The organism is Micromonospora sp. ABR4_055, from assembly GCF_056160425.1.
In genome coordinates this window covers 1-387 of record NZ_JBSWXD010000368.1, presented here as the reverse complement: position 1 = coordinate 387, position 387 = coordinate 1, and the positions used below count along the sequence as shown (strand labels likewise).

Genomic DNA, 387 nt, shown 5'->3' with positions numbered 1-387 from the left:
AAAGGACCCCGGCACCACCACCCTCTACCTCCCCGGCCAGCAACACACCCTCAACACCACCACCCAGGCCGTCACCGGCGCCCGCTACTACGCACTCCCCGGCGGAACCGTCTGCATCCGCACCGGCACCGGCACCGGCACCAACTACACCTTCGCCATCACCGACCGCCAAGGAACACCCACCCTCTACCTCAACCACACCGCCCAGACCCCGACCTGGCGCCAGTACACGCCCTACGGCGCACCACGAGGCACCTCCACTACCCCACCCGACAACCGCGGCTTCCTCGGCAAAACCGAAAACACCACCACCGGCCTCACCCGCCTCGGCGCACGCGACTACGACCCCACCACCGGCCAGTTCATCAGCGTCGACCCCATCCAGGA

Annotated in this window: 1 protein-coding gene; it reads left to right on the top strand. The window is 68.0% G+C overall.

What is annotated here, in order from left to right; all coding sequences use genetic code 11:
* The coding region (locus ACXAHD_RS32430; RefSeq protein ID WP_475055228.1) for an RHS repeat-associated core domain-containing protein at positions 1 to 387 on the top strand (387 nt) is incomplete at both ends.